Source organism: Pannonibacter sp. CBAS1226 (assembly GCF_055685825.1).
In genome coordinates, this window is the sequence record NZ_JBVOUO010000003.1 from 178,238 (window position 1) to 204,750 (window position 26,513).

Annotated in this window: 29 protein-coding genes; 15 read left to right on the forward strand and 14 right to left on the reverse strand. The window is 63.0% G+C overall.

Annotated elements, in window-relative coordinates; translation table 11 throughout:
• Positions 1 to 927, reverse strand: coding sequence for an oxygen-dependent coproporphyrinogen oxidase (hemF, locus tag AC0CMF_RS11005; RefSeq protein WP_374629891.1), 927 nt, complete (start codon positions 925 to 927; stop codon positions 1 to 3).
• A 117-nt stretch (positions 928 to 1,044) separates the two neighbouring features.
• The gene (locus tag AC0CMF_RS11010; RefSeq protein ID WP_374629892.1) at positions 1,045 to 1,515 is read right to left on the reverse strand and encodes a tRNA (cytidine(34)-2'-O)-methyltransferase; all 471 of its coding nucleotides are present in this window, start codon (positions 1,513 to 1,515) and stop codon (positions 1,045 to 1,047) included.
• A gap of 162 nt (positions 1,516 to 1,677) precedes the next feature.
• On the opposite strand from AC0CMF_RS11010, the gene AC0CMF_RS11015 reads away from it, so the two are divergent.
• The 12 genes from AC0CMF_RS11015 (at position 1,678) to AC0CMF_RS11070 (ending at position 14,213) form a co-directional block, all read left to right on the forward strand.
• Complete coding sequence (locus AC0CMF_RS11015) at positions 1,678 to 3,540, forward strand: ABC transporter ATP-binding protein (protein WP_374629893.1); 1,863 nt, start codon at positions 1,678 to 1,680, stop codon at positions 3,538 to 3,540.
• A 65-nt stretch (positions 3,541 to 3,605) separates the two neighbouring features.
• Positions 3,606 to 4,010: a DUF2177 family protein gene (locus AC0CMF_RS11020; RefSeq protein WP_050474970.1), complete on the forward strand. Its 405-nt coding sequence runs from the start codon at positions 3,606 to 3,608 to the stop codon at positions 4,008 to 4,010.
• A gap of 104 nt (positions 4,011 to 4,114) precedes the next feature.
• On the forward strand, positions 4,115 to 5,458 hold the full coding sequence (locus AC0CMF_RS11025) for a methyl-accepting chemotaxis protein (RefSeq protein ID WP_050475027.1): 1,344 nt from the start codon (positions 4,115 to 4,117) through the stop codon (positions 5,456 to 5,458).
• A gap of 599 nt (positions 5,459 to 6,057) precedes the next feature.
• A complete protein-coding gene (locus AC0CMF_RS11030; RefSeq protein ID WP_157757141.1) occupies positions 6,058 to 6,513 on the forward strand; it encodes a hypothetical protein in 456 nt (151 codons plus the stop codon).
• Positions 6,497 to 8,335 (forward strand): ABC transporter ATP-binding protein, encoded by a 1,839-nt coding sequence (locus tag AC0CMF_RS11035; protein WP_186391180.1) that lies wholly within the window; start codon positions 6,497 to 6,499, stop codon positions 8,333 to 8,335. Before AC0CMF_RS11030 ends, AC0CMF_RS11035 begins: the two co-directional genes overlap by 17 nt.
• Before the next feature lie 283 nt (positions 8,336 to 8,618).
• Entirely contained in the window at positions 8,619 to 9,179 is a 561-nt protein-coding gene (gene petA, locus AC0CMF_RS11040) for a ubiquinol-cytochrome c reductase iron-sulfur subunit (protein WP_019963925.1), read from the forward strand.
• Between the two features lie 23 nt (positions 9,180 to 9,202).
• Positions 9,203 to 10,468 carry a cytochrome b gene (locus AC0CMF_RS11045; RefSeq protein ID WP_374629894.1) on the forward strand — a complete coding sequence of 422 codons (1,266 nt, stop codon included), beginning with the start codon at positions 9,203 to 9,205 and terminating at the stop codon, positions 10,466 to 10,468.
• Positions 10,469 to 10,492: 24 nt separating this feature from the next.
• Positions 10,493 to 11,347, forward strand: a complete 855-nt coding sequence (locus AC0CMF_RS11050; RefSeq protein WP_050474974.1) for a cytochrome c1 — start codon at positions 10,493 to 10,495, stop codon at positions 11,345 to 11,347.
• Between the two features lie 141 nt (positions 11,348 to 11,488).
• Positions 11,489 to 12,370, forward strand: a complete 882-nt coding sequence (locus tag AC0CMF_RS11055; RefSeq protein WP_050474975.1) for an S-methyl-5'-thioadenosine phosphorylase — start codon at positions 11,489 to 11,491, stop codon at positions 12,368 to 12,370.
• A gap of 149 nt (positions 12,371 to 12,519) precedes the next feature.
• Positions 12,520 to 13,068 carry an adenine phosphoribosyltransferase gene (locus AC0CMF_RS11060; protein WP_050474976.1) on the forward strand — a complete coding sequence of 183 codons (549 nt, stop codon included), beginning with the start codon at positions 12,520 to 12,522 and terminating at the stop codon, positions 13,066 to 13,068.
• 2 nt (positions 13,069 to 13,070) lie between these two features.
• Positions 13,071 to 13,724, forward strand: coding sequence for a 5,6-dimethylbenzimidazole synthase (gene bluB / locus AC0CMF_RS11065; RefSeq protein WP_374629895.1), 654 nt, complete (start codon positions 13,071 to 13,073; stop codon positions 13,722 to 13,724).
• A 9-nt stretch (positions 13,725 to 13,733) separates the two neighbouring features.
• Positions 13,734 to 14,213 (forward strand): GNAT family N-acetyltransferase, encoded by a 480-nt coding sequence (locus tag AC0CMF_RS11070; RefSeq protein WP_050474978.1) that lies wholly within the window; start codon positions 13,734 to 13,736, stop codon positions 14,211 to 14,213.
• A 127-nt stretch (positions 14,214 to 14,340) separates the two neighbouring features.
• Here the strand turns inward: AC0CMF_RS11070 and AC0CMF_RS11075 are convergent, their stop codons facing one another.
• From AC0CMF_RS11075 to mbfA, 4 genes are all read right to left on the reverse strand, one after another.
• Positions 14,341 to 14,826, reverse strand: a complete 486-nt coding sequence (locus AC0CMF_RS11075; protein WP_123194809.1) for a MaoC family dehydratase — start codon at positions 14,824 to 14,826, stop codon at positions 14,341 to 14,343.
• Positions 14,823 to 15,293, reverse strand: a complete 471-nt coding sequence (locus tag AC0CMF_RS11080; protein WP_374629896.1) for a MaoC family dehydratase — start codon at positions 15,291 to 15,293, stop codon at positions 14,823 to 14,825. The genes AC0CMF_RS11075 and AC0CMF_RS11080 overlap by 4 nt, the downstream gene beginning before the upstream one ends.
• A gap of 153 nt (positions 15,294 to 15,446) precedes the next feature.
• A complete protein-coding gene (locus AC0CMF_RS11085; protein ID WP_208982811.1) occupies positions 15,447 to 15,812 on the reverse strand; it encodes a hypothetical protein in 366 nt (121 codons plus the stop codon).
• A gap of 166 nt (positions 15,813 to 15,978) precedes the next feature.
• On the reverse strand, positions 15,979 to 16,962 hold the full coding sequence (gene mbfA, locus AC0CMF_RS11090) for an iron exporter MbfA (RefSeq protein WP_050474982.1): 984 nt from the start codon (positions 16,960 to 16,962) through the stop codon (positions 15,979 to 15,981).
• 107 nt (positions 16,963 to 17,069) lie between these two features.
• On the opposite strand from mbfA, the gene AC0CMF_RS11095 reads away from it, so the two are divergent.
• Complete coding sequence (locus tag AC0CMF_RS11095) at positions 17,070 to 17,963, forward strand: AraC family transcriptional regulator (RefSeq protein WP_186391175.1); 894 nt, start codon at positions 17,070 to 17,072, stop codon at positions 17,961 to 17,963.
• Positions 17,964 to 18,370: 407 nt separating this feature from the next.
• Positions 18,371 to 19,423 carry a methyl-accepting chemotaxis protein gene (locus tag AC0CMF_RS11100; protein ID WP_374629897.1) on the forward strand — a complete coding sequence of 351 codons (1,053 nt, stop codon included), beginning with the start codon at positions 18,371 to 18,373 and terminating at the stop codon, positions 19,421 to 19,423.
• Between the two features lie 16 nt (positions 19,424 to 19,439).
• Here the strand turns inward: AC0CMF_RS11100 and AC0CMF_RS11105 are convergent, their stop codons facing one another.
• The 5 genes from AC0CMF_RS11105 to AC0CMF_RS11125 all read right to left on the reverse strand — a co-directional run bounded on the left by AC0CMF_RS11105 (position 19,440) and on the right by AC0CMF_RS11125 (position 22,696).
• Entirely contained in the window at positions 19,440 to 20,126 is a 687-nt protein-coding gene (locus AC0CMF_RS11105; protein ID WP_374629898.1) for a fumarylacetoacetate hydrolase family protein, read from the reverse strand.
• A 27-nt stretch (positions 20,127 to 20,153) separates the two neighbouring features.
• Entirely contained in the window at positions 20,154 to 21,254 is a 1,101-nt protein-coding gene (ychF, locus tag AC0CMF_RS11110) for a redox-regulated ATPase YchF (protein WP_050474988.1), read from the reverse strand.
• Positions 21,255 to 21,344: 90 nt separating this feature from the next.
• Positions 21,345 to 22,112, reverse strand: a complete 768-nt coding sequence (gene pth / locus AC0CMF_RS11115; protein WP_374629899.1) for an aminoacyl-tRNA hydrolase — start codon at positions 22,110 to 22,112, stop codon at positions 21,345 to 21,347.
• A gap of 174 nt (positions 22,113 to 22,286) precedes the next feature.
• The gene (locus AC0CMF_RS11120; protein ID WP_186391171.1) at positions 22,287 to 22,496 is read right to left on the reverse strand and encodes a hypothetical protein; all 210 of its coding nucleotides are present in this window, start codon (positions 22,494 to 22,496) and stop codon (positions 22,287 to 22,289) included.
• Positions 22,493 to 22,696 (reverse strand): YdcH family protein, encoded by a 204-nt coding sequence (locus AC0CMF_RS11125; protein WP_050474991.1) that lies wholly within the window; start codon positions 22,694 to 22,696, stop codon positions 22,493 to 22,495. Before AC0CMF_RS11125 ends, AC0CMF_RS11120 begins: the two co-directional genes overlap by 4 nt.
• Positions 22,697 to 22,795: 99 nt before the next feature.
• Here AC0CMF_RS11125 and AC0CMF_RS11130 point away from each other — a divergent pair, with 99 nt between their 5' ends.
• Positions 22,796 to 23,731, forward strand: a complete 936-nt coding sequence (locus tag AC0CMF_RS11130) for a LysR substrate-binding domain-containing protein (protein ID WP_050474992.1) — start codon at positions 22,796 to 22,798, stop codon at positions 23,729 to 23,731.
• 56 nt (positions 23,732 to 23,787) lie between these two features.
• On the opposite strand, the gene AC0CMF_RS11135 is transcribed toward AC0CMF_RS11130, so the two are convergent.
• The 3 genes from AC0CMF_RS11135 to AC0CMF_RS11145 all read right to left on the reverse strand — a co-directional run bounded on the left by AC0CMF_RS11135 (position 23,788) and on the right by AC0CMF_RS11145 (position 26,298).
• Positions 23,788 to 24,393 carry a 50S ribosomal protein L25/general stress protein Ctc gene (locus tag AC0CMF_RS11135; RefSeq protein WP_058899226.1) on the reverse strand — a complete coding sequence of 202 codons (606 nt, stop codon included), beginning with the start codon at positions 24,391 to 24,393 and terminating at the stop codon, positions 23,788 to 23,790.
• Between the two features lie 163 nt (positions 24,394 to 24,556).
• Positions 24,557 to 25,249 carry an MOSC domain-containing protein gene (locus AC0CMF_RS11140; RefSeq protein ID WP_374629900.1) on the reverse strand — a complete coding sequence of 231 codons (693 nt, stop codon included), beginning with the start codon at positions 25,247 to 25,249 and terminating at the stop codon, positions 24,557 to 24,559.
• A 116-nt stretch (positions 25,250 to 25,365) separates the two neighbouring features.
• A complete protein-coding gene (locus tag AC0CMF_RS11145; RefSeq protein ID WP_019963947.1) occupies positions 25,366 to 26,298 on the reverse strand; it encodes a ribose-phosphate pyrophosphokinase in 933 nt (310 codons plus the stop codon).
• Positions 26,299 to 26,513: the final 215 nt, after the last annotated feature.

Consider the following 26,513-nt stretch of genomic DNA (forward strand, 5'->3'; position numbering starts at 1 on the left):
TTACGGCCACTTCACCACGGGCGGCATGGAGGACAGGATCGAGGCGACGTTGCCGCCGGTCTTGAGGCCGAAGATCGTGCCGCGGTCGTAGAGAAGATTGTACTCCACATAGCGCCCGCGCCGGATCAGCTGTTCCTCGCGCTCTGCCTCTGACCAGGGCTTTTCGAAGTTCACCCGCACCAGCTCGGGATAGATGCCGACGAAGGCAAGGCCGACGTCCTTGGTGAAGGCAAAATCCGCGTCCCAGTCGCCGGAGTTCAGATAGTCGTAGAAAATGCCGCCAATGCCGCGCGGCTCGTTGCGGTGCTTGAGGAAGAAATACTCATCGCACCACTCCTTGTATCGGGGGTAGTCAGCGTTCTTGTGCGGGGCACAGGCCTCTTCCATGGCCTTGTGGAAGGCGATGGAGTCCGGGTCCGTCTGGGTGCGGCGGGCATCGAGCACCGGCGTCAGGTCGGCGCCGCCGCCGAACCACTGGCGCGTCGTCACCACCATGCGGGTGTTCATGTGCACCGCCGGCACATGCGGGTTCTGCGGGTGGGCGATCAGGCTGATGCCCGACGCCCAGAAACGCGGGTCTTCCGAAGCGCCGGGGATCTGGCCCCGGAACTCGGGCGAGAATTCACCATGGACGGTGGAGACATGCACGCCCACCTTCTCGAACACCCGGCCGTGCATCATCGACATGACGCCGCCGCCGCCCTTGGCGCCGCTGTTGTCGGTGCGTTCCCATGGGGTGCGGACGAAACGGCCGGCCGGCTGATCCGCCAGCGGTCCGCCCTTCGCGCCGATCTCGTCCTCCAGATCCTCGAAAGCCTGGCAGATCCGGTCGCGCAGGCTGGCAAACCACTCGGGCGCAACCGTCTTCTTGGTCTCGATATCTGCGGGCACGGGGCCGCCGCGTGTGGGCTCGGCTGCCTTGGTCATGGGCGCTCCTTCGTCATTTCTGTTGCCGCCATGCGCTTGAGCCGGGGCGGCTGATTCTGGCTCTTCTTATCAAGCCCCTGCCGCGATTTGCAAAGCGGTGATCTGTCCTGCCGGAGGTCAACGGGACGGGATTGGAAAGGTTCCGGTCTGGCGCAGGGCCTCTCCCAGCACCATGGCGGCGGAAACCGCGACATTCAGCGAGCGCATGCCCGCAGCCATCGGGATGGTGATCCGCGCATCGGCGCCGTCGTGCACGGCATCGGGCACGCCTGCGCTTTCACGGCCCAGCAGCAGCATGTCGTCCGGCCGGAAGGCGAAGTCCGTGTAGGGCTGGGTGCTTTTGGTTGTCAGCAGCACCAGCCGCCGCCCGGCAGCCTTGCGTGCTTCCTCGAAGGCGGCCCAGTCGAGGTGCCGGATGAGGGCGGCCCGCTCCAGATAATCCATCCCGGCCCGCTTGAGCGCGCTGCCGGACAGGGGAAAACCGGCTGGCTCGATCAGGTGCACGCGCACGTCAAGGCAGGCGGCCATGCGGATCATGGTGCCGGTGTTCTGCGGGATATCCGGCTGGTAAAGGGCAAGGTCTGGCATGGCCACGCAGTGCCCGGTTTTCCGCCGTTTGTCCAGCGGCTGGAGCATGTCCCTTGATGCCTGCGGCAAGTCATTACAGCAATTTAAGCCCCTTGCGGCTGGCCATTCCCGGTGCGGGTGCTAAAACCCTGCAAGGGGACATCTCGAAACCGGACCAAGCCTTTGAACAGAATTTTGCGCTGCCTTGAAGGCTGGATCGACCCCTTCGTTTCTGCGCCTGCCGGAAAACTGCCCGTCACCGCAGGCGCCTATCTCTGGTTCCTCGTGCGCCAGTCGCCCTGGCCCTTCGTGGCCATGCTGCTGCTAGGCGGGGCGACAGCTCTGGTGGAAGCAGGGCTCTACAGTTTCATCGGCATCATTGTCGATCTGCTGCAGACCACGCCGAAGGACGAACTCTTCACGCAGAACTGGCAGCTTTTCGCAGGCATGGCGGCCGTTGTGCTGGTGCTGCGCACGGTGCTGGCCTTCTTCACCGCAGGCGTTGAAGAGCAGACCGTGGTGCCCGGCTTTTATGCCCGCGTGCGCTGGCAGGCGCATCAGCGGATCATGGACCAGAGCATCGCCTTCTTTCACGACGAATTCGCGGGCCGCATTTCGTCCAAGGTCTGGCAGGCCGGGCAGGCGGCGGGCGAGTTCATGGTGACGCTGCTGCAGGTGGTCTGGTACATCGCGGTCTATGCTCTGGCGACGCTGCTGCTGCTGGGCGAACTGAACTGGCGCCTTGGCGCGGCCATTCTTGTCTGGCTGGCGGTCTTCTCGGTGATCGCGCGCTACTATGTGCCGCGCATCCGCAACCATTCCCGCGCCGCTGCCCATGCCGCCTCCGGCGCGACGGGCCGGCTGGTCGACACCTACAGCAACATCCAGACGGTGAAGCTGTTCAGCAGCCGCGAGAGCGAACAGGCCGGTGTGCGGGCGATTTTCGAGAGCTACCTTGCGGTGCTCAAACGCTTCACCCGCAACCTGACCGAAGTGCGCTCGCTGATGTCGCTGCTGAGCAGCGTCATGATGGTGAGCATCGGCTGGTTCTCTCTTGTGCTGTGGCAGGATGGCATCCTGACGGCCGGCGATGTGGCGGTGGCGCTGGGGCTGGCGCTGCGGCTCAATCTTCTGCTGGGGCGGATGCTGGGCCAGCTCAACTCCCTGTTCCGCTCCTTCGGCACATTGCAGGACAGTGTCGACATGCTGACACGTCCCATTGCCGTCACGGACCAGCCGGGCGCTCCGGCGCTGATGGTCAGCGCGGGCGCGATCGTTTTTGACAAGGTCAGCTTCCACTATGGCAAGCGCGGGGGCGTCATCGATGATCTGAGCTTTGCGGTGAAGGGCGGGGAGAAGATCGGCATCGTCGGCCCCTCAGGCGCGGGCAAGTCGACGCTGGCCAGCCTGCTGCTGCGCTTTCATGATGTGGAGAGCGGGCGCATTCTGGTGGACGGTCAGGATGTCCGGCAGGTGACGCAGGCCTCGCTCAGGGCGCAGATCGGCATGGTGGCGCAGGATACCTCGCTGCTGCACCGCTCCATCCGCGAGAACATCGCCTATGGCCGGCCGGATGCCACCATGGCGATGCTTGAGGATGCGGCGCGGCAGGCCCATGCGCTGGAGTTCATCCAGAACCTGAAAGACAGCAAGGGCCGCTCCGGCTTCGAGGCGCAGGTGGGCGAGCGCGGGGTGAAACTCTCCGGCGGCCAGCGCCAGCGCATCGCCATTGCGCGCGTGCTCTTGAAGAATGCACCCATTCTGGTGCTGGATGAAGCGACCTCTGCCCTGGATTCAGAGATCGAGGCTGCGATTCAGGACAATCTGATGCCGCTGATGCAGGGCAAGACGGTGCTGGCCATCGCCCACCGTCTTTCCACCATCGCGGCCATGGACCGGCTGATCGTCATGGACGGGGGAAAGATCGTCGAGGAGGGCACCCATGAGGCGCTTCTGGCGCGCGGCGGGCTCTATGCGGATCTGTGGGAGCGCCAGTCCGGCGGGTTCCTGCCTGCCGGGGAAATGATGGCTGTTGAGGAAAGGTGACATCCGTCTTGCGTGATCCGGCAGACATGAGGCCACGTAAGATCTCCCAGAAGGGGGACTTCCGCATGGGTCAGATCATCACCGCCTACCTTGCCACTGCCGCCGTATTTCTTGCGATTGACGCGGTATGGCTCGGAAAAGTGGCAACGCGTTTCTATTTTGACCGCATCGGGCATCTGATGATGGACAAGCCCAATCTCGGTGCGGCGGCGATTTTCTATCTGCTTTACGTCGGCGGTCTTGTCTTCTTCGCTGTGCTGCCTGCACTGAAGTCTGAAAGCATCTGGACAGCAGTGGTCTGTGGTGCGGTCCTAGGTTTTATTGCGTATGCAACCTATGACATGACAAATTATGCAACTCTCAGAAACTGGCCGCTGGAGGTTGTTTTCGTTGACATTGCCTGGGGCGCATTCCTCAGTGCGGTATCGGCTGCCGCTGGCTATGCCATCACGAATAAGCTGTTGTCCTGAACGATTTATCCCTTCGCGTGAAGAAAATCTTTACGCTCGCTGCCTAGTACTATTGCCCATGGTATCGGACCGAAGAACGTTTCTTCTGACCATCGGGAATGGACATGCACGATAATGTAAGTACGGGCATCCGCCTTTCGATCCTTGGCCGGTTTCTTGTCTTGGTTGTGACGTCGGCCCTGATCATGGTGGCCGGCACGGGGTATGCGTTCTATGTGTTCCGTGAAGCGCTGACCTCTGCTCTGGGGGACCCGTCGCAGGCACAGGCTTTTCTCGGTCCGCAGGCCTCCTCGCTGCTTGATGGCCTGATCATCGATCAGATGCTGCAGATTGTTCTTGTCTGCTCGCCCATCGGTATTGCCTTCCTGGCACTGGCTGTGGTGCTGGCCCTGGGCGTCGCCCGGCCGCTCAACCGGCTGCAGGATGGTCTTGATCTTCTGTCCCAGGGGCAGCTGGATGTGAATATCGACGGTGCCAGCCGTAGCGATGAAATCGGTGCCATTGCGCGCTCCGTTGTCCAGTTCCGTGAAAAGCTGGCAGCCCGCGCCAAGGAGGAAGTTGAACTCCAGGCGGCCCAGCAGACCCAGATGGAACAGGAGCGCCGGGAACTGATGCACGACGTGGCCAGCGACTTCGAACGCTCGGTCATCAGCGTCGTGGAAGCGCTGACCAGCACGGCGCATGCGGTTGGCGGCAATGCCCTTGATCTGCGTCAGGCGGTCGGCAACTCCTCCCGCGCCGTGGATGAAGTGTCCACCGCAACGGCAGAGGCCGGTCAGTCGGTGCGTGTCATGTCCCAGTCTGCCGAAGAGCTGGCAGTCTCCATTTCGACCATCGGCCGTGATGTCGAAAACGCTTCCCAGATCGCCAGCGCTGCCGTGCTTGAAGCCCGCCAGACCGATGAAATCGTCGGCCGCCTGTCGGAGACGGGCCGTCAGATCGGCGAAGTTGTCGAACTCATCAGCCAGATTGCCAACCAGACCAACCTTCTCGCCCTGAATGCCACCATCGAGGCGGCGCGTGCGGGCGAAGCGGGCCGCGGCTTTGCCGTGGTGGCCAATGAGGTGAAGGCTCTGGCCGGCCAGACCACCAAGGCAACGGAAGAAATCACCTCCCAGGTGGCCTCCGTGCAGTTCGTGGCGGAGCAGGCGGTCGGGGCGATCCGCTCCATCACCGCGACCATCGAGCAGATCAGCCAGATTTCCGAAGCCGTTCATGGCTCGGTTCAGAGCCAGATGCAGGCGACCGGTGAGATTTCCCGTTCGGTCCACGTGGCCAATGCCAGCACCGAGCGCGTGGGGGGCAACATGAACCGCCTTGCAGAAGCAATGCAGGCCAGCACCTCGGCCACGGATGAAATGCACGCGGCAGCGGGTGAACTCACCCATCTTTCCGCCAGCCTGCAGACGCAGGTGAGTCAGTTCCTCACCAGCATCCGCGCAGCCTGAGGCAGGCAATCCACAGGACGATGTCATGCGGCGGACGGGTTCCGCCGCATTTTTTTGTCCGCCCGCAGACGGAGGGCGTGCCTGAAGGCGGGCCCGGAGTTTGTCAGGGGAAAGCGGCCACCGGTTTTCCCGAAAAGACAAATGAAAACAAAGAAACCCGGCGTCTGTCAGGTTCACTCTGATCCGGACAGGCGCTGGAGAAGGGGGCGGAGCCCCTCAAGGACTGGTTGCATTGTTGCCTCATGGCAACAGGCGGAAGGTAAAGCATGTTTGAGCTGTGCTTGAGGCCTTGCGATTTCAACCGAACAGTTTAAGAAAGTCAGGCGCGTTCTGCCGCGCTGTCTATTGCCGTCAACCGAGCTAACAGAGGAGGGGTATTCATGACCAATACGTCACGTGTCCATATGACCGTAGCCCCTGCTCTCGTGGGCCCGTTTCCCATCTCCTGCCACCCGGCAGCCTGAGACGGCGTTTCAAAACATTCCAGCTGAATAGCGACTGGCTTCAAGCGTAACCGGACTCCTCCGGTGCTGCGCGTCTTTCATTTGCGCGTTCCGCCAGCCGTGCCTCATCAGTCCGATTCCGTCTGGAGCAGAACCATGTCTGTTCGTTATCCTTTGGATCCTTTCGATCTGCCTTATCCGCCGGACCTGCCGCGTCCGGATGACTTTGCTGCGTCCTTGCCGCGGGTGACGCTGTCCTGGCGCCAACGCCTGGCCCTTGGCGGGGCGGCTGTTGCCGTCTTTTCCGCTGCAACGGCTGGTGCCGCCATGCTGATTTTCCTGCCGGTTCTCCTCGCTGACCTGTGGTCGCTGGAGGCTGTCCGGATCGGCAATGCGGTGCAAAGCGCGGCTCAGTACCGCACGCATCTGATCGAGTTGTTCCTTGGCACGCTGGTGCTTGCCGGTGCGCTGGTCAGTTTCGTCTTTTCGCTGGCCTTCGGTGGCCGCCGTCCCTATTGGCAGCGCCTTAAAATCAGGCGTCTGCGCGGTTCTGCCCGGTCCGCGGGCGAGGGCCGTAAATCTCTGGAGTTGAACAATGTTTTCCAGATTTGAACGTCTGATCGATCCCTTCGCGGACTTTAAGCTGGATGTGCCGCCGAAGGGGTTTGGGGCCTTCTGCTGGTACTATACCAAGCCGCTTTGGCCGCTGCTGGCCGGTGTCGGTGTGCTGGGGGCGATGATCGCGATCTTTCAGGTCGCGATCTTTGCCTTCCTGGGCGATCTGGTCAACTGGCTGGGCGAGGCCAACCGGGCGACGTTCTGGACCGACAACTGGGTGAAGCTCTCGCTCATGGCCGGTGTCATCCTGCTGTGCCTGCCGTTGACGCAGGCCTTCTGGGAACTGCTGTTCCATCAGGGCGTGATCGGCACCTATCCCATGTCCGTGCGCTGGCGCGTGCACCGCTATCTGCTGCGCCAGAGCATGACCTTCTACCACAACGACTTTGCCGGCCGCATCGCCAACAAGATGATGCAGACGGCACTGGCCGTGCGCGAAGTGGTGACGCGGATCGTCGACATGATGGTCTATGTGCTGGTCTATCTGACCAGCGCGCTGATCGTCATCGCTGATGCCAACCTCTATCTCGCGATTCCGCTGGTGGTCTGGACTTTTGCCTATGTTGGCGTGCTGCGTGTCTTCATTCCCCGCCTCAAGGCGATCTCGCAGGAGCAGGCGGATGCCCGCTCGGTGATGACCGGCCACGTGGTGGATGCCTACACCAACATTGCGACGGTCAAGCTCTTCTCCCATGCAAGGCGTGAGGAAGAATATGCCCGCAATTCGATGATGGGCTTCATGAAGACCGTCTTCGGCCAGATGCGCTATGTGACTCTGCTGAACATCTCGCTGAACACGCTGAATACGCTGCTGCTGTTCTCCACGGCCGGGCTGTCCATCTTCCTGTGGCAGCATGAAGTGGTCACCACTGGCGATGTGGCGGTGGCCGTATCGCTCGTCCTGCGTATCCAGGGCATGTCGCAATGGATCCTGTGGGAAGTGGCGGGCCTGTTCGAAAACGTCGGCACGGTGCAGGACGGCATCGGCACCATTGCGCGTGAGCGGGAGGTGCAGGACGTGCCGGATGCAGCGCCCCTTACGGTCACCAAAGGCGAAATCGTCTTCGACAAGGCCTCCTTCCACTATGGCAAGGTCAAGGGTGTCATCGATGCGCTGGATCTGACGATCCGTCCGGGCGAAAAGATCGGTCTCATCGGCCGCTCCGGCGCGGGCAAGTCCACCCTCGTCAATCTGCTGCTGCGGTTCTATGACCTTGAGAGCGGTTCAATCCGTATCGACGGGCAGGATATCGCCCGTGTCCGCCAGGATGACCTGCGCGCTCATATCGGTGTTGTTACGCAGGATACTTCGCTGCTGCACCGGTCCATCTATGAGAACGTCGCCTACGGCAAGCCGGAGGCGTCGGAAGCGGAGGTGATCGAGGCTCTGCGCAAGGCCCATGCCCTTGAGTTCGTTCAGGGACTTGAGGACAGGGACGGGCGCAGCGGCCTTCAGGCCCAGGTGGGTGAACGCGGCGTGAAGCTGTCCGGCGGACAGCGCCAGCGGATTGCCATTGCCCGGGTTCTGCTGAAAAATGCCCCCATCCTGCTGCTGGACGAGGCGACATCCGCCCTGGACAGCGAGGTGGAGGCAGCCATTCAGGACAGTCTCTTCGACCTGATGGAAGGCAAGACGGTGATTGCCATCGCGCACCGCCTGTCGACCATCGCGGCTATGGACCGGCTCATCGTCATGGACAAGGGCCGAATCATCGAAGAGGGGCGTCATGAAGAACTGCTGACCCGGGGCGGCCTCTATGCACAGCTGTGGTCGCATCAGTCTGGCGGATTTTTGCAGTCAGCTGCAGAAGTTTGATCCAGATCAAACGATCCGGCTTTCAATTGGGGCCTTTTCAGGGCATCAAAAAGGTGATGACGGCATCCCAAGCGGTGCGACATTTAGCGTTCTGGCCGAAGGTCATCTGGACAATGCGGCAGAACGGTGCAAAAAGACCACCGCTTGGTGTGGTGCGGGCGATTGCCGCACCCGTTTGCCGTTAATGCCCGCGCCGGGCAGCCGACCGTTCCGGAGGGGAGGGCGAGGCTGTCTGCCTGTGGGCATTCGGTATACGTTAAACAGGTTTCGAGAGGACGCGACCTTGGCTCATACGGATTCGGCGGAACCGACCCGCCGTGATTTCCTCTATCTTGCGACCGGCGCCATGGGCGTTGTGGGCGCGGGCGCTGTCGCCTGGCCCTTCATCGACCAGATGAACCCGGACGCTTCGGCTCTTGCTCTGGCCTCCATCGAGGTGGACGTCTCCGCCGTCGAGGTGGGGCAGTCGATCACCGTGAAGTGGCGCGGCAAGCCGGTCTTCATCCGTCAGCGTACGGACAAGGAGATCGAAGAGGCCAAGGCTGTGCCGCTGTCCGAACTGCCGGACAAACTGGCGCGCAACCTCAACCTGTCCGATACCGCCGATGCCTCCGACGCGAATCGCGCCGCCGAAGGCAAGGAAGCCTGGCTCGTCATGGTCGGCATCTGCACCCATCTGGGCTGCGTGCCGCTGGGCAATGCCGGCGACTTCGATGGCTGGTTCTGCCCGTGCCATGGTTCGCACTATGACACTGCAGGGCGTATCCGCCGGGGGCCTGCTCCGGAGAACCTCCTCGTACCGCCGTTTGCGTTTGTTGAAGACGCCAAGATCAAGATCGGTTGACCGGTAGACCCCAGGAGACAGCCATGGCTGGACATTCCAATTACGTTCCGCAGAGCGCGGCGGCGAAGTGGCTTGAGAGCCGTCTGCCGGTCATCTCGCTCGTTCGCGGCTCTTTCGTCGATTTCCCGACCCCGAAGAACCTCAATTACTGGTGGACCTTCGGCGGCATTCTCTTCTTCATGCTGATCTCGCAGATCATCACCGGCATCGTGCTGGTGATGCACTACACCCCCAGCACCACGGCAGCCTTCTACAGCGTCGAGCACATCATGCGTGATGTGAACTTCGGCTGGCTGATCCGCTACCTGCATTCCAATGGCGCGTCGATGTTCTTCATCGCCGTCTACATCCACATCTTCCGCGGTCTCTATTACGGCTCCTACAAGGCCCCGCGCGAAATCTCGTGGATCCTGGGTGTGATCATCTTCCTCATCATGATGGGCACCGCCTTCATGGGCTACGTGCTGCCCTGGGGCCAGATGTCCTTCTGGGGCGCCACCGTGATCACCAACCTGTTCTCGGCGATCCCGCTGGTGGGTGAAGCCGTGCGCACCTGGCTGTGGGGCGGCTTCGCCGTCGACAACCCGACGCTGAACCGCTTCTTCTCGCTGCACTATCTGCTGCCGTTCATGATCTTCGGCGTTGTCATCCTGCACGTGTGGGCCTTCCACACCACGGGCAACAACAACCCGACGGGCGTGCAGCCGAAGTCCGGTCAGGACACGGTTCCGTTCCATCCGTATTACACGGTCAAGGATGCCTTCGCGATCGTGGTGTTCATGATCCTCTTCGCTTGGTTCGTCTTCTACGTGCCCAACTACATGGGTCATGCCGACAACTATATCGAAGCGAATCCGCTGGTGACGCCGGCGTATATCGTGCCGGAATGGTACTTCCTGCCGTTCTACGCGATCCTGCGTGCGGTGCCGGACAAGCTCGGCGGCGTTCTGGCCATGTTTGGCGCCATTGCCATCCTGTTCGTCCTGCCCTGGCTCGACACGTCCAAGGTTCGCTCGGGCGTCTACCGCCCGCTGTTCAAGCAGTTCTTCTGGATCTTCGCAATCAACGCGGTGGCCCTCGGCTATCTCGGTGCGATGCCGGCAGAAGGCATCTACGTGATCCTGTCGCGCATCTGCACGATCTACTACTTCGCCCACTTCCTGATCATCCTGCCGCTGCTGGGCTTCCTTGAGAAGCCGCTGCCGCTGCCGGCCTCGATCTCCGAAGCGGTGCTGGCAAGCGGTTCCGGCAAGCCGGCGGCTGCAGTTGCTGCACCTCAGACGAAGTGACGGAAAGGGTCAGGAGTTTTTGAAATGAGCACCATGATCAAGACCGTCCGCGCCCTTGGCGTATCGCTTGCCGCAACCCTCGCGGTTGCCATCGCCTCGCCCGCTTTCGCAGCGGGTGAGGGGCCGCACATCCCGCGTGAGCAGTGGTCCTTCGCAGGTCCCTTCGGCACCTATGACAAGGCCCAGCTGCAGCGCGGCTTCAAGGTCTACCGCGAGGTTTGCGCCTCGTGCCATGGCCTGAAGTTCGTGGCCTTCCGCAACCTGGCGCAGCCGGGCGGCCCGGGCTTCACCGAAGATCAGGCCAAGGCAATTGCGGCAGACTATACCGTGGTTGATGGACCGAATGACGAGGGCGACATGTTCGAGCGTCCGGCCATTCTGGCCGACCGCTTCCCCTCGCCGTTCCCGAACGAGCAGGCGGCCCGTGCGGCCAATGGCGGCGCCTATCCGCCGGACTTCTCGCTGATCGCCAAGGCCCGTGCTGCCCACCGCGGTTTCCCGTGGTTCATCTTCGACGCCTTCACCCAGTACAACGAGCAGGGCGCCGATTATGTCCATGCGCTGCTCGTGAGCTACGACGAGGAAGTGCCGGAGGGTGTCACGGTTCCTGCAGGCCAGTATTACAATCCGGCCTTCATGAGCGGCTCCTTCATCGGCATGGCCCCTCCGATCTCGGATGAGCAGGTCGACTACACCGACGGCACGCCGATGACGGTGGACCAGTACGCCCGTGACGTCTCCGCCTTCCTGATGTGGGCCGCTGAGCCGCACATGGAAGAGCGCAAGAAGATGGGCTTCCGGGTCATGATCTTCCTGATCGTCTTCGCCTCGATGCTTTACTTCACCAAGAAGAAGCTGTGGCGCAACGTCGAGCACTGATACCGGCACCCGCCGGGTGACCGCAAATGCTGAGAAGGGCCGTCCCATGGGGCGGCCCTTCGCATTTTCCGGGGCTCTTGCCGGGTTTGACAAGCACCGGCAAACCGGACCTAATCAGGCCGGTCTGATTTGGGGGTGCCGATGACTGAGGCGGTTCTGGGCGTGATTGGCGGGTCGGGGATCTATGATCTGCCGGGCCTCGAGGGGGCGGAGTGGGTTGGCGTCGGCAGCCCCTGGGGCGAGCCATCCGATGCGGTGCGGATCGGCCAGATCAATGGCCTCAAGGTGGTGTTCCTGCCCCGTCACGGCCGTGGCCATCTGCATTCTCCCTCGCAGATCAATTACCGCGCCAATGTTGATGTCATGAAGCGCTGCGGCGTGACGGACCTCATCTCCGTTTCGGCTTGCGGCTCGCTGAAGGAAGAACTGGCGCCGGGCACCTTCGTGCTGGTGGAGCAGTTCATCGACCGGACTTTTGCGCGGGAGAAGAGCTTCTTCGGCACGGGCTGCGTGGCGCATGTGTCCATGGCCTATCCGGTCAGCCCCCGGCTGGTCGATCATGTGGAAGCGGCTGCGCGGGCGGAAGACCTCAAATACCGGCGCGGCGGCACCTATCTGGCCATGGAGGGGCCGCAGTTCTCCTCCCTCGCAGAGAGCCACCTCTACCGTTCCTGGGGCTGTGATGTGATCGGCATGACCAACATGCCGGAGGCCAAGCTCGCCCGGGAGGCGGAGATCTGCTACGCGACGGTGGCCATGGTGACCGACTATGACAGCTGGCACCCGGACCATGGCGAGGTTGATATCCAGCAGATCATCAAGGTGCTGCATGACAATGCCCACCACGCCCAGCAGCTTGTGGCACGCCTTGCCCGTGATCTGCCGCGCGAGCATGAGCCTTGCCCCGTCGGCTCGGACAGGGCCCTCGACTATGCAATCATGACAGCGCCAGAGCGGCGCGACCCGGCCTTGCTGGCGAAGCTTGATGCCGTGGCAGGCCGGGTGCTTTTCGACAGGGGCTGAGCGCTGCGGCGCATTGGCCGTGGGCAAGGCGGTTATGCCTTTGCCCCCGGCAGCCACGCCTTGATATAAGATCTGGCAAAGGCCCTGCAGCCGGGGCTCTGCCCCGGGGCAGTGGCCACTCAAGACACGACGCGCCCTAAGAGGACGATATGGACATTCCCAGCGTTTCCGACGAGCTGCTGCAGGCCATCCGCACGATCCCGGATTACCCCAAGCCCGGCATTCTGTTCCGCGACATCACCACTCTTCTGGGCAATGCCCGCGCCTTCCGCCGGGCCGTGGATGCGCTGGTGCAGCCCTGGGCCGGTTCCAAGGTGGAGCAGATTGCCGGTATCGAGGCGCGCGGCTTCATTCTGGGCGGTGCCGTGGCGCATCAGCTGTCTGCCGGCTTTGTGCCGATCCGCAAGAAAGGCAAGCTGCCCTGGCAGACGGTCAGCGTTGCCTATTCGCTGGAATATGGCCTTGATGAAATCGAGATGCACAGCGACGCCATCAATCCGGGCGACAGGGTGATCGTGGTTGATGACCTGATCGCCACCGGCGGTACGGCGGAGGCTGCCTGCAAGCTGCTGCGCGGGCAGGGGGCGGAGATTGTCGCCGCCTGTTTCATCGTTGACCTGCCGGACCTGGGCGGGCGTCAGCGGCTGGAAGCCATGGGCGTGCCGGTGCGCACGCTGCTGTCTTTCCCGGGGCATTGACCATGGTGGGGCAGCACGGGCACGGACCGGATTTTTCCCCTGCGTTCAGGGCTGCCTTTGCCGATCTGCTGCACTGGCGGCGTGATGTGCGCCGCTTCCGCAAGGACAGTCTGCCGGATGGCCTGCTGGATGAGGTTCTGGCGCTGGCCGACCTCGCGCCGTCCGTGGGCAACAGTCAGCCCTGGCGCATCGTCCGGGTGGAAAGCGAAGCCCGGCGGGACGCGGTCACGAGGCTGTTCGAGCAGGAAAACAACCGCGCCCTTGCTGCCTATGAGGGCGAAAAGGCGGAGCTTTACGCAAGGCTCAAGCTGGCTGGCCTGCGCGAAGCGCCGGTTCAGCTGGCGGTCTTCTGCGATCCGGACCCGGAGCAGGGCCATGGGCTTGGCCGTGCAACGATGCCGCAGACACTTGCCTTCTCGGCCGTTGGCATGGTCCAGTGCCTGTGGCTTGCCGCGCGCATGCATGGCGTGGGGCTCGGCTGGGTGTCGATCATCGATCCGCAGGCCGTGAAGACAACGCTGGACGTGCCTTCCGGCTGGGAGCTGATCGGCTATCTCTGCCTCGGTTTCCCCGAGGAAGAGCATCTGGTGCCGGAGCTGGAGCGGGAGGGCTGGCAGGCCCGCACACCGCTCGAAGGGCGTATTTTCATCCGTTAGGAGGAACCTTTGGCAGTCATCATCAGGCCGATTGAAGACAAGGACCGGGCGTCGCTCGCACAGCTGCTGGAAGAGCGGTGGGCGGGCGTGGAGATCCTGCTGGATGGCGTCATGGTCGATGCCTCGGCACTGCCGGGCTTTCTGGCGGAGGACGACGGGCAGCTCGCCGGGGCTGTCACGGTCATCCGCCGGGAGAGCGAATGGGAAATTCTGACCCTCGATTCGCTCAGCCGCTGGGCAGGCACGGGTACGCAGCTGCTGGATGCGGTGGTCAATGATGCGCGCGGCCATGGCATGACCCGGCTGATGGTGCGCACATCGAATGACAATCTGGATGCCTTCCGCTTCTATCAGCGGCGTGGCTTCCGGCTGGAGCGGATCGTGCAGGGCGTCATTGATGACGAGCGCCAGCTCAAGCCCGAAATCCCGCTCATGGGCGAGTACGGCATTCCGCTGCATGACGAAGTGGTGCTCGGCCGCAGCCTTTAGACCTTAACCAAGGCTCTCGATGCTGACGCATCACGCCTTGAAATGGCTCAGGCGCCGCACGGGCTTGAGCAGTTATTGATGGGCCAAGCTCATCGAGAGTTGGTACCAGGCTGCGGCAATACGAAGGTTAGGCCTGCTGCGGCCTGCGCCGGAGGTAGACCTTGCTTTCAAAGCTGAAGACCAGTTCGCCGTTCTGGTTGGTGCCCTCATTGCGGCCGCGCAGCACGCCCCAGTCCGGGCGCTGCGGGATATCATCCTTCGCAATCACGACGCTGGCGTAGGTGATCGTGTCGCCGGCAAAAACGGGCTTGATCCATTTGAGGTTTTCAAAGCCGGGCGAGGGGCCGCGCTCCACCGGCGTTTCCCCGCGAGCGAGCGTGACCGCGTCCAGTTCCTGCATGGTCAGGATCAGACGGCGCATGAAGGCGGAGGCCGTGTGCCAGCCGGAGGCGCAGAGGCGGCCAAAGTGTGTGGCCGCTGCACCTTCTTCCGTCAGGTGGAAGGGCTGAGGGTCGAAGGCGGCGGCAAAGCGGACGATATCTTCGGCCGTGAAGTGGTGGGAGCCAAGCTCGACGCGCTCGCCCAGCTCCATCTCGTCAAACCAGGTTCTCATGCGCCCGCCTCCGCTGCTGCCTCACGGCAGGTGAAGAGGATCGGGTTTTCCAGCACCATCACGGTGTCACCGTTCTGATTGAAGACGGAAAAAGCGAAGGTGACGAGCCCAAGGCCGGGCCGCGAGCGCAAGGGGCGGCAGCTCAGCACCTTGGCTTCCGCCCTCAGCGTGTCGCCCGGGTAGACCGGCCGCCGCCAGGTGAGCGTGTCGATGCCCGGCGCGCCCTGACCGGCGGACTGCGCCAGAAGCCCGTCCACCAGCATGCGCATGAACATGGCTGCGGTGTGCCAGCCCGATGCGGCGAGGCCGCCCAGCAGCGAGGCCTTGCCGGCCTCCTCATCGAGATGGAAGGGTTGAGGGTCGAATTCCGCAGCGAAGGCGATGATTTCATCCTTCGTGACGGTCTTCGTGCCGAGGGGGATGGTCTCGCCGGGCGAGAAGTCTTCGAAGTAGCGGTGGGCGGTCATGGGACTTGTTTTATCTTGCCATGACCGCCCGCGCCAGTGGTTGATGGGGCTCATTCCGCTTCTGGCAAATGCTCCTTTTGGCGGAGCTTGAATGCCAGTGGGTCAGACCATGCGCCAGATCCGGACGGCCGCCGCCCGCTCCGGCGATTGGCCTCAATCGTAATACATCTCGTTGTCGTCCAGATAGACGTTCGAGGCTTCGCAGATGTCGATGGAGATCGGGTCGTCCAGCACTTCGCTGCCGTCCGTCCCGAGCCAGCCCACCTGGAAAGTCTGCTCGCAAGGACCAGAATTGGCGTGGAAGGTGGCACGCACATTGTCGCCCGGAGCCAGACGGTTGCTCAGCCAGTTGTCACTCCAGCCGTCACCGCCGTTGGTGTAGAAGCCAACGACCGTGTTGCTGTCCGTGTTGTTGTAGATCTGGAAGTAGCCTTCCTGCCCGGTTCCGGCCGCCATCAGCGGCGCGGTTGCGGTCAAGGTTGCGGCAACTGCCGCTGCAAGAAAATTGAAGCTTTTCATCATGCTCCCCACAGAGCCATGGGCAAGTTGCGACTCTTCGCAGCCCGCAGGCTCCATGAAAAGCAAGACCACCGCTGCGACAGCCTGTAAAGCTGACGCTTAGTATCGATAATCAACGTGCATTGATATAATGCAATCACTGGATGTCTATATGACAGATAAGTTATCAGGCGTTGCCGATCAGTACCCCGGCGGCGAACACCAGTGATCCGCCAAGAACCACCTGCAGGGCGGCGCGCCAGAAAGGTGTGTCCATGTAGCGGTTCTGGATCCAGGCAATGGCCCAGAGTTCAATGAAGACGACGGCCGCAGCCAGGCTGGTGGCTGTCCAGAAATCCGGAATGAGATAGGGCAGGGCGTGGCCAAGTCCGCCAACCGTCGTCATGATACCGGACGAGAGACCGCGCTTCAGTGGAGAGCCGCGCCCCGACAGCACCCCGTCATCATGCGCAGCTTCCGTGAAGCCCATGGAAATGCCTGCGCCAACGGAGGCGGACAGGCCGACGAGGAAGGTCTGCCAGGTGTCCTGCGTCGCAAAGGCTGCCGCAAAGATCGGGGCCAGCGTCGAGACGGAGCCATCCATCAGCCCGGCAAGGCCCGGCTGCACATAGGTGAGAATGAACTGGCGGTGGGCGGTCTTGTCTTCCTCGGCCCGCACATCCGTGGGGGTCAGGCTCTCGCTGAGGGCCTCTGCACGGCTCTCGTGGCCGCGTTCGGCCATGGCGAGATCGCCCAAGAGCTTGCGGGTGGCGGCATCGCTGGTGCGCTTTGCAGCTTCCTCGTAGAAGCGGGCGGCCTGATCCTCCATCTGCTCCGCCATCGCCCGCACCTTTTCAAGGCCGAGCGGACGGACCAGCCAGTCAGGCTTGCGGGTGTAATATCCGCGCACGTGCTCGCGTCGGATCAGCGGGATGCTGTCGCCAAAGCGGTTCTGGAACAGGGCAATCAATTGCTGCCGGTGGCCATTCTCCTCTTCCGCCATGGCATCGAACACGGCGGCAGAGGCGGGAAAATCATCCCGCAGCCCATCGGCATAGGCCTTATAGATCCGGCTGTCGTCCTCTTCGGACGAGATCGCGAGGGCGAGAATTTCGGCCTCGCTCAGCGATGAAAAGTCGCGGCGGCCAGTCGACAGAAACCGGGAGAACATCTGCGCGATCCGATCAGGAAAGGATGAGGGAACTCCCCGCAATCTAAACCGCAAGATATGTCAAAACCACCCATGATAGGCCCAGTGCGTCAAAGTGAGCGAGCAACATGACCTTCCAGCCCCCTTCGGACCTGACCCCGGCCAGAACCTACGAACGGCGCTTTGCCCGCGTCATCGAGCATGTGCATGATCATCTCGACGAGCCGCTTGATCTCGATCAGCTCGCGGATATCGCTGCCATGTCGCGGTGGCACTGGCACCGGGTGTGGCAGGCATGTTTCGGTGAAAGTGTGGTTGCCATGGTCCGGCGGCTCCGGATGCAGCGGGCAGCCACGGCGCTGGCCAGGGGCGAGACGGATCTGGAACGGCTGGCACGGGAGGCAGGCTATGGCAGCCTGACCGCCTTCACCCGCGCCTTCCGTCAGTCCTATGGCCTGCCGCCGGCCACATACCGGGACGCGGGTCCGCATCGCCGCTTTGACAAGGACTGGACACCGCCGGCCCGCAAGCGGCCGGCTGACCTTGGAGCTTCTCCCATGCATGACATCGTCATCCGCCAGGAACCGCAGCGCGTGCTGGCCGGCATCGCGCACAAGGGCCCTTACATCGAAATCGGCCGTGCCTTTGAACATCTGATCGGCAGCCTTGCCAGTCGTGGCCTGATGGACAAGACAGGCATGTTGATCGGCTTTTACTACAGCGATCCGTCCGTGGTGCCGGAGCAGGAGCTGCGTTCGGCCGCAGCGGTCGAGCTGCGGCAGGACATCGCCTTGTCTGCGCCGCTGGAGCGCATCGAGGTTCCGGCGCAGCGCTATGCCGTATTGCGGCACAAGGGGCCGTATGCGGACATGAAGGCCGCCTATGACTGGCTCTACGGCACCTGGCTGCCGGCGTCTGGCCATGAGCCGGCGGATGGGCCGGCCATGGAAATCTACCTGAACAACCCTCGCGACACGGCCCCGTCCGATCTTCTGACCGACATCTGCCTGCCGTTGAAATAGGGGCAGCTCACCTCGACCAGAAGCGGCGCAAAGCCTTCGCCGCGCGCCTCGATCCGGCCGCTGTGGACCGCCCGCCCTGGCCATAGGGGAAAGCGCGAGGACAAGCCCGTCCGGGCGTGGCATTTCGGCCCGGAGGGCGGCGGGTATGCCGTTCAAATCACTGCCTGTTTTTTGAACAAAAGTATCTGCGTGGCCTGTTTGAATGGGCGCAGGAAAAAATCTCTGCATCCGGATCTGCCTATTTGTTTTGCTTTTGGCTTGACGTTAGGCAAATGGGTTTAAGTATCCGCTTCCATTGATGAAATTATTCCGGCAATGGGTTTGGTTTCCTTTTTGTTAGTGATTTTTGACGGTAATACATTCCTGACATCAGGCTCCTCGGAGTTGAGCGGCAGGTAGATATTTAGATGGATCAGTTGATTGCCGATACGGAGCGTGCCCCGGCGCTGTCCGACATCGTGGAACGAACCTCCGAGGTGCGTGAACTGACCACAACAAAGGTTGGCCAGATCCGGGACGTAACGGGGCGGCTGCGGATGCTGGCGCTCAATGCCATGATCGAGAGCGCCCGCGCAGGCGATCAGGGCCGCGGCTTTCTGGTGGTGGCGCAGGAAGTGCGCGAGATTTCCACCGCCGTCGAGGGCATTTCCGGCGCGCTGGCCAAGGAGCTGGCGGGCGAAATCGAAGCGCTGGAAACGCTGACGCGCCAGATGGCGCTGCAGGCGCAGGGCTCGCGCCTGACGGATCTGGCGCTCAACGCCATCGAACTGATCGACCGCAACCTCTATGAGCGCACCTGTGACGTGCGCTGGTGGGCGACGGATTCGGCCGTGGCCGGCTGCGCGGAGAAGTCCACGCCGGAGGCGGTTGCCTATGCCAGCGAGCGGCTGGGCGTCATTCTCGGGGCCTATACGGTCTATACGGATCTGTGGCTGTGTGACCTCAACGGCCGGGTGATCGCCAATGGCCGCCCGGACCGCTTCAAGGTTGCCGGTGCCGATGTGTCTTCCCGCGGCTGGTTCGGCCGTGGGCGGTCCCTGCGCTCCGGTGATGACTATGTGGCGGACGAGATCTCCCGCGAACCGATGCTCGGCAACGGGCAGGTGGCGACGTATCTTGCCAGCGTGCGGGAAGGCGGGCGCAGCAATGGCCGTCCGATCGGCATGCTGGCTGTCCACTTCGACTGGGAGCCGCAGGCGAAGGCGATTGTCGACGGCGTGCGCCTGACACCGCAGGAGCGGGAGCGCTCGCGCGTGATGCTGGTCAGCGGCAATGGCCGTGTGCTGGCCTCATCGGATGGCAAGGGCGTGTTGAGCGAGCAGTTCCAGCTCCAGACCGGCGGCCAGGAGCATGGTTTCTATGTGGACCGGGACGGTGCCACAGTCGCCTTCCACAGGACGCCGGGTTACGAGACCTATGCGGGCCTTGGCTGGTACGGTGTCATCCGCCAGAAGCTGTGATGGACCTGCGGGCTGATCACACGACGTCGACAGTGAGCGGTGCAAAGCCCTCGACGCGGGCCTCCAGCCTGTCGCCGCGCACAACAGGGCCGACGCCGGACGGGGTGCCGGTCAGGATCACGTCGCCGGCGGCCAGCGTGAAATAGTCCGACAGATAGGCGATCATCTCCGGGATCTTCCAGATCATCTGGTTGAGATTGCCGCTCTGGCGCTGGGTGCCATTGACGGTGAGTGTGATGGCGCCTGCCTGCGGATGACCGCAGACACTGGCCGGAACCACGGAGCCGATGGGCGCGGAATGCTCGAAGGCCTTGGCCGTGTCCCAGGGGCGGCCCATGTCCTTGGCCACAGCCTGCAGGTCACGGCGGGTCATGTCGAGGGCCACCGCATAGCCATAGACGTGGGAAAGCGCATCGGCCACCGTGATGCCGCTGCCACCGAACTTCAGCACCACCGCCAGTTCCACCTCGTGATGCACATCCGCCGTCTTGCCCGGATAGGGGAAGGTGCCGGAGGCGTCGAGATTGTCCGGGTTTTTCTGGAAGAAGAACGGCGGTTCCTTGCTGGGATCGTGCCCCATCTCCACCGCATGAGCCGCATAGTTGCGGCCGATGCAATAGACCCGCCGCACCGGAAACAGCGCATCAGTGCCTGCCACGGGCAGGGCGGGGATCTTCGGAACGTCGATCACAAAGCTCGTCATGATGCGCTGGTCTTTCTGGTGCTGGCGTCAGGTGTTGAACTTGAACAGCATCACATCGCCGTCCTTGACGATGTATTCCTTGCCTTCGTCACGCGCCTTGCCGGCTTCCTTGGCGCCCACTTCACCGCCGAGGCTGACGTAGTCGTCAAAGGCGATGGTCTGGGCGCGGATGAAGCCGCGTTCGAAGTCCGAGTGGATGACGCCGGCTGCCTGCGGTGCCTTGGTGCCGCGGGTGATGGTCCAGGCGCGGGTTTCCTTCGGGCCTGCGGTGAAATAGGTGATCAGGCCCAGAAGGTCGTAACCGGCGCGGATCAGGCGGTCGAGGCCCGGCTCTTCAAGGCCGAGCGTGTCGAGAAATTCCTTCTGCTCTTCATTGTCGAGCTGGGAGATTTCCGCCTCGATGGCCGCAGAGATGACAACCGAACCGGCGCCCTGTGCCTTTGCCATTTCGGCAACCTTGGCGGACAGCTCGTTACCGGTGCCGGCCGAGCCTTCTTCCACGTTGCAGACGTAGAGCACGGGCTTGGAGGTGAGCAGGTTCAGGCCCTGCAGGATCTTCTCTTCCTCGGCATCGGCGAGCTTCAGCGTGCGCACCGGCTTGCCGTCCTGCAGCAGGGCGAGGGCGGCTTCCATGATCGGGGCGATGGCCTTGGCTTCCTTGTCGCCGACCTGTGCCTTCTTCTTCATCGGGGCAAGGCGGCGCTCAAGGCTTTCCATGTCGGAGACCATCAGTTCGGTCTCGACGGTTTCCGCGTCGGAGATCGGGTCGATCTTGCCTTCCACATGGGTGATGTCGTCATCGACGAAGCAGCGCAGCACGTGGACGATGGCATCCACCTCGCGGATGTTGGCGAGGAACTGGTTGCCGAGGCCTTCGCCCTTCGACGCGCCGCGCACGAGGCCGGCGATGTCCACGAAGGTGATGCGGGTCGGAATGATTTCCTTGCTGCCCGCGATCTTGGCAATCGCCGTCATGCGCGGGTCCGGCACGGCCACTTCGCCGGTGTTCGGCTCGATGGTGCAGAACGGATAGTTGGCGGCCTGAGCCGCCGCCGTGCGTGTGAGCGCGTTGAAGAGCGTGGACTTGCCGACGTTGGGCAGGCCAACGATGCCGCACTGGAAACCCATGGGAGATCGCTTTCGGTTTGATCGAAGATTTGAGCCGCTTCTTGCCCGAGGGGGCGGGCAAGGTCAAGCATTGCGAAGACGGAAGGCGGGTCAGTCCTGCCCGCCGCTCTTGCCCAGAAGCTTCTTCAGCATCTCAGCCATGGGGCCGGATGTGGGCAGGGCAGGGGCCTTCGGCTGGCGGGCCTGGCGGATGTGGCTCTGCCCCTTGGCGGCCGGGCGCGGCGCGGGCGGGGTGGTGGCATCACCGGTTTCCGCAACCTTGCGCTTCTCGGGGCGCATTGCCTTCTCCGGCTCCAGCTGCAGGGTCAGCTTGTTGGCAAAGGTGCTGTCCTGGCGTTTGGCGAGCAGCTCCGCATGACCGGCGATGCCGTCAAACAGCAGCTCCAGCCATTCGCCGTCAGCCTTGGCGAAATCACCCAGCACATAGTTGGAGACAAGCTTCTTGTCGCCCGGATGGCCGATGCCGAGCCTCAGGCGCCGGTAGGCGTCGCCGATATGGGCGGTGATGGAGCGCAAGCCGTTGTGGCCGCCATGGCCGCCGCCGGTCTTCATGCGGAACTTGGCGGGCGGCAGGTCCAGCTCGTCATAGATGACGAGAATATCCGCCGGCTCCAGCTTGTAGAAGCGCATGGCCTCGCCGACGGAGCGGCCGGATTCGTTCATGTAGGTCATGGGCTTCAGCAGCATGACCTTCTCGCCGCCGATGGTGCCCTCGCTCACCTCGCCTTGAAAGCGGGCGCGCCAGGGCGAGAAGCCGGAATGACGGCGGTGGATCTCGTCCACGGCCATAAAGCCGATGTTGTGCCGGTTGCGGGCATATTGTCCGCCCGGGTTGCCGAGGCCTGCGATGATCTGCATGGCATGTCCGTAGCTGCGCAAACGGGAAATGGCGCCAGCCTTGGGGCCGCGCGGTGTCAGCGTCCGCTTACAGCAATGGGCCGCCCCTGTCGAGACGGCCCACTCTCTGGCTGCTTTCTCATGGCCTTGCGGAGCGGTGCAGTGCCGGGGTGCGCACTGCCGGAACGTTGTGACTTAATCCCCTTCCCGCAAGGCCTCTCGAATGCGAGCCTGCTCACCGGCGACGTGAGGCAGCAGTTCGCTGCCGCCCGATCCCTGCTTCTCCGTCAGGAATTCGGACATCCGCCGGTCAAGTTCGGTCAGCCGCTGGCTCCGTCGCCCGGCGGGGCGGATGGGGCCGAAGCCATGCATGGCAAACCAGAAGGCTGGAAAACCGGTGTTCATGCGCGCGCCATCCCGTTCCCCCGCAGTTCCTTGCGGAAGAACTCCCGTTCCACCTGCGCGATCTGCTCCTTGAGGCGGAGGCGCAGTTTCTTGAGGGCTGTGAGGCGGATGGTATCGGTGTGAGGGCGGCGGGCCTCCCGCTCGATCTTTGCGTCAAGAATGGCATGACGAACGCGCAAGGCGACCAGTTTCTGGTGCATGTTTTCCTCCTTTCATTACCCAGCGTCTCTCATATGGAGTGCTTCGCGCGATTATAAAAATACATAGACTGTATGACTGTAATAGATATTATCTATCGCATGCCTTACCGCCCTTCGCACCGTCAGCTTGAGTATCTTGTCGCCGTTGCCGAGCATGGCCACTTTGGCCGTGCAGCACGCGCCTGCCATGTTTCCCAGCCGACCTTGTCGGCGCAGTTGAAGCTGCTGGAGGACCGGCTGGGGGTGGTGCTGATAGACCGGGGCGGCAGTGCCGTGCAGCCGACGCCGGCCGGACACGCCCTGCTTCCCTATGCCAGAACGGTGCTGGAAACGCTGGATGAGTTTGTCCGCGAGGCGCAGGCGGCCGACAAGGGGCTGGGCGGTCTGATCCGCATGGGCGTTGCGCCCACGGCCGGGCCGTATCTGCTGCCCGGTGTCATCGAGCTTCTGCAGGAACAGGTGCCGGGCCTGCAGCTCTACATCCGGGAGGAACGGCCATCACTTCTGGAAACGGCCGTGCGGGAGGGGAATGTGGATTGCATCCTGACGCCCCTGCCGGTCCGGGAGAGCCGCCTCGCCTGCGAGGTGATATGCTGCGAGCGGATCTATCTGGGCCTGCCCCAGCGCCATCCTCTTGCTGCCAGGCCCGGGCTGTCCGTTTCCGACCTTGAGGGTGAGCGGATGCTGACGCTAGGGCGTGGCCACCGGCTCTATGATCAGGTGCAGGCGCTGTGTGCGGCGTCCGGCGCGGTGATGAGTGAGGACTACGAGGGGACCAGCCTTGACGCCCTGCGCCAGATGGTGGCCATCGGCATGGGGCTTTCCCTGTTTCCGGCCGCCTATGTGGCTTCCGAATTTGCGCGGGAGCGGCAGGTGGTGCTGCGGAGCCCGGGCGACTGGCCCATGCAGCGGCATATCGTGCTGGCCTGGCGGGAGGGCTCGCCGCGTCAGGCTCATTTTCAGCGGCTGGCGGAACTGGCGCGCGACGGCATCGCCGGGTCAGGTCTTGAGGGTGTCAGCCTGGCGGAGGCCTGACGCAAAAAGGGGACGCATTGCGCCCCCTTTCGCGGAAAATTCCGGCGAGCCTGAAATCAGGCTTCAGCCGAACCTTCTTCTTCAACGTCCTTCAGGCCAGCCGGAGCGGCGATCGTGGCGATGGTGAAATCGCGGTCGGTGATCGTCGGATGGCAGTTGGCCGGAACGTTGATGGCGGAGATGTGGAGCGACTCGCCGAGCTTGGCGTTCGCAAGATCCAGCTCCAGGAACTCCGGAATGGCGTTCGCCGGAACGGTCATTTCAACCGTGTGACGGACGATGTTCAGCACGCCGCCGCGCTTGATGCCCGGGCAGGTTTCCTGGTTCAGGAAGTGAACCGGAACGTTGACCACGAGGGTGGTGTTGGCGGACACGCGCAGGAAGTCAACGTGGGTCAGGTCGTCGCGGACCGGATGACGCTGGAAGTCCTTGGCGATGACCTGGTGCTTCTCGCCGTCCACCTCGATGGTGGCGATGTGCGTCAGGAAGCCGCCCTTGTGCAGGGCCAGAGTGGTTTCCTTGAGCGGAATGGAAATCGGCAGCGCGGCCTTCTTGTCACCATAGATGACGGCGGGGATGAGACCTTCGCGACGCAATGCACGAGCGGCCCCCTTGCCCACCCGGTTCCGCACAGATGCCTTCAGCTCGTAGCTGGCAGCCATGACAGTACTCCTTCGGATGTAAAAATGGACCGGCGCCTCCCAGACCCATTGGCCAGAGTGACGGGATCGGTCCCTGCGCCGCCTCCAGGGGTGCGGGCGCGAGCGGGTCTATAGCCGAAAGGCCGGGAAAGCGCAAGCAATGCGCCCCGGATTGCTGGCGTTTTCAGCCCTTCAGGCGCCGGTCCGTGTTTTCCACGAAGGCCGGATCAACCTTGCGGGCAAAGGCGTTGCGCCAGCCTTCGGCGAGAACCTCCATGGCCGCCAGCTCTGCGGCCTCTGCCGCATCAAGGCGCGGATTGAAGCGCGCAGCGATCACGCGGCTCAGCGGCCAGTCCGGATGCAGCCGCTCGATGAGGCGGAGCGTGCCGCCCGCCGCCACATTGCCTTCTTCCAGAACCCGGTAGTACCAGCCGGTGAAGCCGGTTTTCTGGAAGGCTGGGGCCATGCCCGGCAGACCGGTGTGCATGTTCAGCTTCCAGCAGGGCTGGCGGCCCTGACAGATCTGCACCGTGGCGCCGTCCATCTTCAGGATGTCACCAAGGCACAGGTTCGCTTCGGTCAGGCCGTGGCTGGAGATGTTCTCGCCAAAGCAGCCGGGCTTGAAGAACTCCGCCTGCTCTGGCCATGCGGCAGCCCAGTGCGGCATGTGATCGGCAGCATAGTGATGCAGTGCCTTTTCCAGCCCGCCATGAACGGCCGTGTCTGCCTGCTCGTCGCCGGAAAGCCCTGTCTTCGACAGCCAGAGACTGTCCTGCGCCGCCTGCTTGCCTATGGCACTCGGGGCCTTGCCCTCCCAGCGGTCCCTGGCCTTGCCCGTGAAGACGCCAAGGATGGTTGCTTCCAGATGCTGGGTCATGAGCTATTCCTTCCTGACTCGTGACGGACAGCCTGCCGGCCGCCGGACTGTGTTGGAAACGAAAAAGGCACCCGTTTCCGGATGCCTTTTCATCTTGGCCAAGGCGTGCGGCCGCCTCAGTTGAACAGGCTCGAAACCGATTCTTCCAGCGCCGTGCGGTTGATCGCTTCGCCCATAAGCGGGGCGATGGAGACGGCGCGGATGTTGGCGGCGGCCTTGATGGCGGCGGTTGGCTCGATGGAGTTGGTGATCACCAGTTCCTTGAGCTTGGAGGCCGAGACGCGGGCAACTGCGCCGCCGGACAGAACGCCGTGGGTGATGTAGGCCGTCACCGACTTGGCGCCCTTGTTCAGCAGCGCTTCTGCCGCGTTGCACAGGGTGCCGCCGCTGTCGACGATGTCATCCACGAGGATGCAGTCCATGCCATCGACGGTGCCGATGATGTTCATGACTTCCGATTCGCCCGGACGGTCGCGGCGCTTGTCGACGATGGCGAGCGGCGCATCGATTCGCTTGGCCAGTGCACGGGCGCGCACCACGCCGCCGACGTCCGGCGACACGACCATCACGTTATCCGTGGCGTAGCGCTCCTTGATGTCGCGGGTCATGACCGGCGCGGCAAACAGGTTGTCGGTGGGGATGTCGAAGAAGCCCTGGATCTGGCCTGCGTGCAGGTCAAGGGTCAGGATGCGGTCGGCGCCGGCTTCGGTGATCAGATTGGCCACCAGCTTGGCGGAGATCGGCGTGCGGCCCGAGGCGCGGCGGTCCTGGCGGGCATAGCCGAAGTAGGGGATCACTGCGGTGATGCGGCGGGCCGAGGAGCGGCGCAGCGCATCAATGATGATCAGCAGTTCCATCAGGTGGTCATTGGCGGGGTAGCTTGTGGACTGAACCACGAAGACATCCTCACCACGGACGTTTTCCTGAAGCTCGACGAAAATCTCCTGGTCAGCGAAACGCCGCACCTGGCAGGCAGCCAGAGGAACATCCAGATATTTGGAAATTTCTTCGGCAAGCGCGCGATTGGAGTTGCCCGCGACAATTTTCATGGGCGACTGGTCCTTTTGTGCGACGCGGCAACGCCGGACCCGGAAGGCCCCTGCCTCACGTCTTCAGTTACGCGTCCATGTCACGCACCAGGGCGGTGCGCAGCACCCTGAGTTTTGCTTGTCTCAGGCGGCGGCGTTGTAACAACCCCGCTGCCTTCCGACAACACCACAAAAGGCCATCCGGCTGCTTTTTTCTGCTGCGTTGCACCTAAGGT

Excerpts from the sequence above, each read along its gene's own strand:
- hemF (WP_374629891.1), bottom strand. The coding sequence starts at position 927 with ATGACCAAGGCAGCCGAGCCCACACGCGGCGGCCCCGTGCCCGCAGAT.
- AC0CMF_RS11010 (WP_374629892.1), bottom strand. The coding sequence starts at position 1,515 with ATGCCAGACCTTGCCCTTTACCAGCCGGATATCCCGCAGAACACCGGC.
- AC0CMF_RS11020 (WP_050474970.1), top strand. The coding sequence starts at position 3,606 with ATGGGTCAGATCATCACCGCCTACCTTGCCACTGCCGCCGTATTTCTT.
- AC0CMF_RS11025 (WP_050475027.1), top strand. The coding sequence starts at position 4,115 with ATGCACGATAATGTAAGTACGGGCATCCGCCTTTCGATCCTTGGCCGG.
- AC0CMF_RS11030 (WP_157757141.1), top strand. The coding sequence starts at position 6,058 with ATGTCTGTTCGTTATCCTTTGGATCCTTTCGATCTGCCTTATCCGCCG.
- AC0CMF_RS11035 (WP_186391180.1), top strand. The coding sequence starts at position 6,497 with ATGTTTTCCAGATTTGAACGTCTGATCGATCCCTTCGCGGACTTTAAG.
- AC0CMF_RS11045 (WP_374629894.1), top strand. The coding sequence starts at position 9,203 with ATGGCTGGACATTCCAATTACGTTCCGCAGAGCGCGGCGGCGAAGTGG.
- AC0CMF_RS11050 (WP_050474974.1), top strand. The coding sequence starts at position 10,493 with ATGAGCACCATGATCAAGACCGTCCGCGCCCTTGGCGTATCGCTTGCC.
- AC0CMF_RS11055 (WP_050474975.1), top strand. The coding sequence starts at position 11,489 with ATGACTGAGGCGGTTCTGGGCGTGATTGGCGGGTCGGGGATCTATGAT.
- AC0CMF_RS11060 (WP_050474976.1), top strand. The coding sequence starts at position 12,520 with ATGGACATTCCCAGCGTTTCCGACGAGCTGCTGCAGGCCATCCGCACG.
- bluB (WP_374629895.1), top strand. The coding sequence starts at position 13,071 with ATGGTGGGGCAGCACGGGCACGGACCGGATTTTTCCCCTGCGTTCAGG.
- AC0CMF_RS11075 (WP_123194809.1), bottom strand. The coding sequence starts at position 14,826 with ATGAGAACCTGGTTTGACGAGATGGAGCTGGGCGAGCGCGTCGAGCTT.
- AC0CMF_RS11080 (WP_374629896.1), bottom strand. The coding sequence starts at position 15,293 with ATGACCGCCCACCGCTACTTCGAAGACTTCTCGCCCGGCGAGACCATC.
- AC0CMF_RS11085 (WP_208982811.1), bottom strand. The coding sequence starts at position 15,812 with ATGAAAAGCTTCAATTTTCTTGCAGCGGCAGTTGCCGCAACCTTGACC.
- mbfA (WP_050474982.1), bottom strand. The coding sequence starts at position 16,962 with ATGTTCTCCCGGTTTCTGTCGACTGGCCGCCGCGACTTTTCATCGCTG.
- AC0CMF_RS11095 (WP_186391175.1), top strand. The coding sequence starts at position 17,070 with ATGACCTTCCAGCCCCCTTCGGACCTGACCCCGGCCAGAACCTACGAA.
- AC0CMF_RS11100 (WP_374629897.1), top strand. The coding sequence starts at position 18,371 with ATGGATCAGTTGATTGCCGATACGGAGCGTGCCCCGGCGCTGTCCGAC.
- AC0CMF_RS11105 (WP_374629898.1), bottom strand. The coding sequence starts at position 20,126 with ATGACGAGCTTTGTGATCGACGTTCCGAAGATCCCCGCCCTGCCCGTG.
- ychF (WP_050474988.1), bottom strand. The coding sequence starts at position 21,254 with ATGGGTTTCCAGTGCGGCATCGTTGGCCTGCCCAACGTCGGCAAGTCC.
- pth (WP_374629899.1), bottom strand. The coding sequence starts at position 22,112 with ATGCAGATCATCGCAGGCCTCGGCAACCCGGGCGGACAATATGCCCGC.
- AC0CMF_RS11120 (WP_186391171.1), bottom strand. The coding sequence starts at position 22,496 with ATGAACACCGGTTTTCCAGCCTTCTGGTTTGCCATGCATGGCTTCGGC.
- AC0CMF_RS11125 (WP_050474991.1), bottom strand. The coding sequence starts at position 22,696 with ATGCACCAGAAACTGGTCGCCTTGCGCGTTCGTCATGCCATTCTTGAC.
- AC0CMF_RS11130 (WP_050474992.1), top strand. The coding sequence starts at position 22,796 with ATGCCTTACCGCCCTTCGCACCGTCAGCTTGAGTATCTTGTCGCCGTT.
- AC0CMF_RS11135 (WP_058899226.1), bottom strand. The coding sequence starts at position 24,393 with ATGGCTGCCAGCTACGAGCTGAAGGCATCTGTGCGGAACCGGGTGGGC.
- AC0CMF_RS11140 (WP_374629900.1), bottom strand. The coding sequence starts at position 25,249 with ATGACCCAGCATCTGGAAGCAACCATCCTTGGCGTCTTCACGGGCAAG.
- AC0CMF_RS11145 (WP_019963947.1), bottom strand. The coding sequence starts at position 26,298 with ATGAAAATTGTCGCGGGCAACTCCAATCGCGCGCTTGCCGAAGAAATT.